A 6,031-nucleotide genomic window follows, 5' to 3' on the forward strand; every position below is an offset into this window, starting at 1 on the left:
GCCGCGCCGAGACCCGCGGCGCGCAGCGCGCCGAGCGCCGGTCCGCCGAGGATCGCCGCGCCGCGCCGGGCCGCGCCGAGCCGCGCGCCACGCGCCGCGCCATCGTGCCCCCGGAGGAGGCGGTGCTGGACGAGGAGGAGGACTGGACCCGCGATCCGCTGTTCCAGACGCCGCAGGAACGCGCCGCCTATGCCGGGGAGGCCTGGGAGGAGCCTGCCGGGCGGCAGGACGGGGCCGAGGTTGCGGATCCGGCGATTTTCGACGGACCTGACCCGCGCGAGGACGAGTTCTGGGAGGAGGATTATTATGAGGAAGAGGCGCCGCCCGCGCGCCCGAGCTTCCTCAGCCGCATTCCGGTGATCGGGTCGCGTTTCGCGTCCGAGCCCGAGCCGGTGCGCCCATCGCAGGACATCCACGAGGACGAGGACGAGGAATTGAGCGACGAGGCCGACGACCGCCTGCAGGCCCGGATCACCGGCGCGATCCGCCGCCGCCAGCGCCAGGACCGCGCCCAGCTCGCGGCCAAGCGCCGCCGCGGCAAGGATCAGCCCTCCGCCGGTGGCGCCGTTGCCGCCGAGGAAGAGAGCGAACCGGCGATGTTCATACGGCCCCGCCGGGCCGAGCCGCCGGTCGCCGCGCGCCCGGCCGTCCCGGGCGGAGATTTCGACACCGGATATGATGCCGGATACGAGGAAGACGAGGACGAGATCCCCGCCGCGGCCTCCGCGACCGAGATCCCGCGCTTCCTCGCCCAGAAGGCCGTGGTGCGCCAGCCCGCCCAGGCGGCGCCCAAACCCTCGGCCCGCGCCCGCGCCGAGGCGGAGCCCGATTTCCTGGCGCCGCCCGAGGAGGGCTATGCCCCGCCGCCGCTGTCGCTGCTGACCGATCCCGCGACGGTGGAGAAACACTATCTGTCCGACGAGGCGCTTCAGGAAAACGCCCGGATGCTGGAAACGGTGCTCGACGATTACGGCGTCAAGGGCGACATCGTCAGCGTCCGCCCCGGCCCGGTCGTCACCATGTACGAACTGGAACCCGCGCCCGGCCTCAAGGCCTCGCGCGTCATCGGCCTGGCCGACGACATCGCCCGCTCGATGTCGGCGCTCTCGGCACGGGTCTCCACCGTGCCCGGCCGCACCGTCATCGGCATCGAACTGCCCAACGAGCATCGCGAGATGGTGCTGTTGCGCGAGATCCTGGCCTCCAGCGATTTCGACGACGGCAAGGCGCGGCTGCCCCTGGCGCTCGGCAAGGATATCGGCGGGCGCTCGATCGTGGCCAACCTCGCCAAGATGCCCCACCTGCTGATCGCGGGGACCACCGGCTCGGGGAAATCCGTCGCGATCAACACGATGATCCTGTCGCTGCTCTACAAGCTCTCGCCCGAGGAATGCCGGCTGATCATGATCGATCCCAAGATGCTGGAACTCAGCGTCTATGACGGGATTCCGCATCTCTTGTCGCCGGTCGTCACCGATCCCAAGAAGGCGGTCGTCGCGCTGAAATGGGTCGTCGGCGAGATGGAGGACCGCTACCGCAAGATGTCCAAGATGGGCGTGCGCAACATCGAGGGCTATAACAGCCGCGTCGCCGATGCGCTGGCCCGCGGCGAGATGTTCTCCCGCACCGTCCAGACCGGCTTCGACGACGAGACCGGCGATCCGGTCTTCGAGACCGAGGAGATCCAGCCGGTCAAGCTGCCCTTCATCGTGGTGATCGTCGACGAGATGGCCGACCTGATGATGGTGGCGGGCAAGGAGATCGAGGCCTGCATCCAGCGCCTGGCGCAGATGGCGCGCGCCTCGGGCATCCATATCATCATGGCGACCCAGCGCCCCTCGGTCGATGTCATCACCGGCACGATCAAGGCGAACTTCCCCACGCGCATCTCCTTCCAGGTGACCTCCAAGGTCGACAGCCGCACGATCCTGGGCGAGATGGGCGCCGAACAGCTCCTGGGCATGGGCGACATGCTCTACATGGCCGGGGGCGCGCGGATCACCCGCGTCCACGGCCCCTTCGCCTCCGACGAGGAGGTCGAGGAGGTGGTGAGCTATCTCAAGGCCTATGGCCCGCCCGAATATGTCAACACGGTGCTCGAGGGCCCCGATGACGAGGCCGCGCCCGATATCGACGCGGTGCTGGGGCTGGGCGGCAACACCACCGGCGAGGATGCGCTCTACGACAAGGCGGTGCAGATCGTCATCAAGGACCGCAAATGCTCCACCTCCTACATCCAGCGCAAGCTGGGCATCGGCTACAACAAGGCCGCGCGCCTGGTGGAGCAGATGGAGGAGGAGGGGCTCGTCACCCCCGCCAATCACGTGGGCAAGCGCGAGATCCTGGTGCCCGAACAGTGACACGGGCGGCGCGGCGCCCCAGGGGCGCCGCCGCCATGCCCGGCCGTCTCCGCCCGGACCGGGCGGGGGCGGCCGGGCTGCCCCTTCGGGAGGGGATGACGCGGAATTGTGCCGATCGCCGCCGTCTGCGGCTGCAAATCCCCGCGGCCCGTCCTATCTTCGGCTCATGAAACGCAGACAGTTCCTTTCCGCCACCGCCGGGCTTGCCGCCCTCCCGGTGCTGAACGCCGCCCCGGCCGCCGCCGCCCCGGTGCCGCTCGCGCAGATCTCGGCCTATCTCGACACGCTGCAATCGGTGCAGTGCCGCTTCGTGCAGGTCAATCCCGATGGCAGCCAGGATCGCGGCACGCTCTCGATCAAGCGCCCCGGCCGGGCGCGCTTCGATTACGACCAGCCCAACCAGACCCTGGTGATGGTCGGCGGCGGACAGGTGGCGATCTTCGACAAGTATTCGGGGTCCCAGCCCGAGGAATACCCGCTGTCGCGCACGCCGCTGAACCTGATCCTCGCCGAGCGGGTGCAGCTCGACGGCGCGCGCATGGTGGTCAACCATACTGAAAGCGACGGGCGCACCGTGGTCGTGGCCCAGGACCCGGCCCATCCCAATTACGGCAATATCGCCCTCTATTTCGAGCCCTCGCCCCTGCGCCTGGCGGAATGGCTGATCACCAACGAGGCGGGCGAACGCAGCCGCATCGTGCTGGGCGCCTTCTCGCAGCGCGAGCTGGGCTCGTCGCTCTTCAATGTCGCGGGCGAGAAGATGAAGCGCCGGGGCTGAGTGAGGCCCCCCGAGCCCCGCCGTCGGGCGGGGCTCGCTTCTGAGGACCGGCCCCCGTCCCGCCCGGCGGCGGGCCTCGCCCTCGAGGACAGGCCGCCGTGCCGCCCGTCCGCGCGGTTCCTTCCCGAGGATCGTCCCCCGCCCCGGGCGGGGTTCAGTCCTGGGGGTCGGCCTCGCCGCCGCTGCGCCGGAACGGACCATAGGCGGTGAGGATCTCGATCTCCTCGTCCACGGCCGCCCGTTCCGCCTCCAGGTATTCGGCGATGGCCGCGGCAAAGCCGTCATTGGCCACCCAATGGACCGAATGGGTCTGGGCGGGCAGGTAGCCGCGGGCCAGCTTGTGCTCGCCCTGCGCGCCCGCCTCGACCCGCGCCAGCCCGGCTGCGATGGCATGCTCGATCGCCTGGTAGTAGCAGATCTCGAAATGCAGGCAGTCGTGATGCTCCAGCGCCCCCCAGTAGCGCCCGAACAGCGTGTCGCGGCCGATGAAATTCACCGCCCCCGCCACCGGCACCCCGCCGCGCAGCGCCAGCACCAGCAGCGTGTCGCCGCGCAGGGTCTCGTGGGCGCGCTCGAAGAAGGCCCGCGTCAGGTAGGGCGTGCCCCATTTGCGCGCGCCGGTATCCTGGTAGAAGTCCCAGACCGCGTCCCAATGGGCCGGGGTGATCTGGTCGCCGCTCAGCCGGACGATCTCGCCGCCGAAGCCCTGCGCGGTGGCGCGTTCCTTGCGGATGGTCTTGCGCTTGCGCGAATTCAGGCTGGCCAGGAAGCCGTCGAAATCGCCATAGCCGCGGTTCAGCCAGTGGAATTGCTGGCTGCTGCGCTGCATCAGCCCCATCCGTGCCGCGCGTTCGGCCTCTGCGGCGGTGCAGAAGGTCACGTGCAGGGAACTCAGACCGTGGCTCTCGGCGATCTGCACCGCCCCCTGCAGGATCGCCTCGGTTCCCGCCGCCTCCCAGCCGGGCCGGGTCAGGAACCGCCGTCCGGTCGCCGGGGTGAAGGGCACCGCGATCTGCAGCTTGGGATAATAGCGCCCGCCCGCCTGCTCATAGGCATGGGCCCAGTTATGGTCGAAGATGTATTCGCCCTGGCTGTGCCCCTTGGCATAAAGCGGCGCCACCGCCACCAGCGCGCCCTGATGGCGCACCGTCAGGTGGCGCGGCTGCCAGCCGGACCGCCCGCCGACCGAGCCGCTATCCTCCAGCGCCTTCAGGAAACGGTGGGTGGTGAACGGGTCGAGGGGGCGGCCGCCATCGGCGGTTTCGGGACAGGCGCAGGCATCCCATTCGGCCGCCGGGATCGCGTCGAGGCTGCCCAGGACGGCAACCTCCAGCATGTCGTCATCGCTTGTCACGGGATGGGTCATGCCCCATCAATCGGGCGCGTCCGTCCCGTGGTCAAGGGGGGCGGGACCCGGATCGGGGCGGTATCGCTCGAAGGTGATATTCGCGGCGAATCCGCGGGCCATTGCCTCCTCTTCGGGGCTGCGGATGGTCCAGGCCAGCACCGGCACCCCCGCCCGGCGCAGATCGCCGATCCAGGGCGCGTCCTGCGCGCGCAGCCCGTGCGACACGAAGGCGGCGCCGTAATCGCGCGGATCGGTCGCCCCGCCGGTGATCGCCGCATCCGTGTCCGGATGCTCCGGAAACAGCCCGGGCCCGTGTCCGGTGGTGATCCCCCAGGGCAGGTCGGGGCGGATCATCACGCCATGGGCGACCGCGAACGGGTTGAAGGACATCACCGCCACCGCGCCCTCATAGCCGTCCAGCGCCGCCAGCGCCGCCTCGACCAGCGCGTTGGTGGCGATGGCGGGGCTGCCCGGCTGGCTCTTGATCTCCACCAGGAGCGGCACGCGCCCGGCGACGAGATCCAGGAATTCCGCGAAGGAGGGCACCGTCTCGGCGCTGTCCAGCAGGCGCATCCGGCCCAGCTCTGCCGCGCTGCGTGAAGTGACCGGGCCGGTTTCGCCGGTCAGCCGCGCCAGGTCGTCGTCATGGAAGACCATGGCCACCCCGTCGGCGGAGGGCTGCAGGTCCAGCTCGATCGGATGGCCCGCGGCGCAGGCCGCCTCGGCGGCGGCCCGGCTGTTCTCGGGGATGCCCGCGGCGGCGTCATGCAGCCCGCGATGGGCGATCGGCCGCGACAGCAGCCAGGCCGGAACGCTCATCGGATCTGGAAGATGCCGTCGATCTCGACCGCCACGCCGAAGGGCAGGGCGGGCGAGGACACGGCCGAGCGGGCATGGCGCCCGGCATCGCCCAGAACCTCGACCAGGAAATCGGAAGCTCCGTTGACCACGGCGGGCTGCTGGCCGAAATCGGGCGCGGAATTGACGAAGGCCCCCAGTTTCACGACCCGCACCAGCCGGTCCAGATCGCCGCCGCAGGCCGCCTTGACCTGCGACAGCAGGTGGATGGCGCAAAGCTTCGCGGCGGCGGCGCCCTCTGCCACGTCCAGCCCGTCGCCCAGCTTGCCGGTCACCAGCGTGCCGTCCTCGGCCTTCGGCAGCTGCCCCGAGACATGCAGCAGGTCGCCCGCCTGCACATAGGACACGTAATTGGCGGCGGGGGCGGCCGCCTCGGGCAGGGTAATGCCAAGCGCGGCAAGGCGGGATTCGAACTGACCGGTCATCGCGGGGGCTCCTTCTTGGTCTCGCGGGGTCTGGGCGGCACCCTAGCCCCTGCCGCCGGGGCCCGGAAGGTCAAAGCCGCGTCCCGGCCTGCGCCATTGCGCCCGCCCCCGCGGCGCGCACCGGCGGCGGGGAGGCGGATCGGTCGCCGCCCCGCCGGAGCGGTCGGTCATGGCGGCCGGCATGTCGGGGAAGGCCGCGCGGGACGGAGGGGCGGGCGCGATGATCCTGCCGCCCCGGGGGCTGCCCGGCCCGGGGTCCCCC

5 protein-coding genes are annotated in these 6,031 nt (G+C 70.8%); 2 read left to right on the forward strand and 3 right to left on the reverse strand.

Annotated features, from left to right (window positions below; genetic code table 11):
• Together ICN82_RS20585 and ICN82_RS20590 are read left to right on the forward strand one after the other, a co-directional pair.
• Positions 1-2,360: DNA translocase FtsK (locus tag ICN82_RS20585; RefSeq protein WP_226898647.1), on the forward strand; the 2,360-nt coding region annotated here is incomplete at its 5' end.
• 166 nt (positions 2,361-2,526) lie between these two features.
• Positions 2,527-3,138 carry a LolA family protein gene (locus tag ICN82_RS20590; RefSeq protein ID WP_193187070.1) on the forward strand — a complete coding sequence of 204 codons (612 nt, stop codon included), beginning with the start codon at positions 2,527-2,529 and terminating at the stop codon, positions 3,136-3,138.
• A 154-nt stretch (positions 3,139-3,292) separates the two neighbouring features.
• Here ICN82_RS20590 and ICN82_RS20595 read toward each other — a convergent pair whose 3' ends face one another.
• The 3 genes from ICN82_RS20595 to ICN82_RS20605 are packed head-to-tail and all read right to left on the reverse strand — an operon-like array spanning position 3,293 to position 5,769.
• Positions 3,293-4,474, reverse strand: coding sequence for a GNAT family N-acetyltransferase (locus tag ICN82_RS20595; RefSeq protein WP_193187079.1), 1,182 nt, complete (start codon positions 4,472-4,474; stop codon positions 3,293-3,295).
• A 36-nt stretch (positions 4,475-4,510) separates the two neighbouring features.
• Positions 4,511-5,305 (reverse strand): glycerophosphodiester phosphodiesterase family protein, encoded by a 795-nt coding sequence (locus ICN82_RS20600; protein WP_193187073.1) that lies wholly within the window; start codon positions 5,303-5,305, stop codon positions 4,511-4,513.
• The gene (locus ICN82_RS20605) at positions 5,302-5,769 is read right to left on the reverse strand and encodes a RidA family protein (RefSeq protein WP_193187076.1); all 468 of its coding nucleotides are present in this window, start codon (positions 5,767-5,769) and stop codon (positions 5,302-5,304) included. Before ICN82_RS20605 ends, ICN82_RS20600 begins: the two co-directional genes overlap by 4 nt.
• Positions 5,770-6,031: the final 262 nt, after the last annotated feature.

Origin of the sequence: Mangrovicoccus algicola, assembly GCF_014903745.1 — a bacterium.
Classification (GTDB): domain Bacteria; phylum Pseudomonadota; class Alphaproteobacteria; order Rhodobacterales; family Rhodobacteraceae; genus Mangrovicoccus; species Mangrovicoccus algicola.

What these genes read in the sequence shown, in the direction of transcription:
- ICN82_RS20600 (WP_193187073.1), bottom strand. Translation starts at nt 5,305, where the DNA reads ATGAGCGTTCCGGCCTGGCTGCTGTCGCGGCCGATCGCCCATCGCGGG.
- ICN82_RS20590 (WP_193187070.1), top strand. Translation starts at nt 2,527, where the DNA reads ATGAAACGCAGACAGTTCCTTTCCGCCACCGCCGGGCTTGCCGCCCTC.
- ICN82_RS20605 (WP_193187076.1), bottom strand. Translation starts at nt 5,769, where the DNA reads ATGACCGGTCAGTTCGAATCCCGCCTTGCCGCGCTTGGCATTACCCTG.
- ICN82_RS20595 (WP_193187079.1), bottom strand. Translation starts at nt 4,474, where the DNA reads ATGCTGGAGGTTGCCGTCCTGGGCAGCCTCGACGCGATCCCGGCGGCC.